Here is a 650-nt window from a genome sequence, read left to right as displayed (position 1 = left end):
ACCTTCAAGGTTTCTCTTTCAACACTTGGTTTTTCTACAGCTTATCGATCTATTTTCATCAATACTCCCCAATATACCGTTCTTAAAGAATCAGAAGAAGTTTATGCAGTTTCTAGTACTGAATTGGATGAAGGCAAGCTGAAACAGATCAGTGCGGATATTTTGTGCTGGGCTGATCGACAAAATGTGAATCAAATCATCTATGATTATGCGGCTTTGTCCCCAGACAGTGAATATGATTTTGCGAAGTTGCACCTTATTGCACTTATTCTTATTGGGGATGTTGAAAAACTCAAATTTTATAAGGAAAGTTTGAAGGATAAAAACTTTTCAGCTTTGATAAGGGAAAACATAGCACATATTATTGATAACGTCCTTGCTCTTGCACGCCGTTATCGGACTGGTTTTCCTAAAAACGCTCCGATTTTGAGCTTGGATCCGCAAACAGCATCTGTTGCTTCTAAAACAACTGCTGTTGAAGCGGCAGAGGAAGTGGATGAAGCGGATGACACTGATGATCGTCTCACCATGGAAAGTGCTCATGCACTTTTAAAAAGCCTAGGCTGGTCAACTGAGAAAATCAATGAGAATGACCATATGGCAAGCTATCAATTGGCTGATCGTGAAGTAGACATTCTTTATAACGACGA

At 39.4% G+C, this 650-nt stretch carries 1 protein-coding gene; it reads left to right on the top strand.

Annotated elements, in window-relative coordinates; genetic code table 11:
• Positions 1 to 650: DUF6990 domain-containing protein (locus ACFILL_RS09470; protein WP_375643861.1), on the top strand; the 650-nt coding region annotated here is incomplete at both ends.

The sequence above is a fragment of the Bartonella sp. AP20NXHL genome (assembly GCF_042196165.1).
GTDB lineage: Bacteria > Pseudomonadota > Alphaproteobacteria > Rhizobiales > Rhizobiaceae > Bartonella.
Note: the sequence above shows the minus strand (reverse complement) of the source record. Positions and strands in the feature narration are given on the sequence as shown.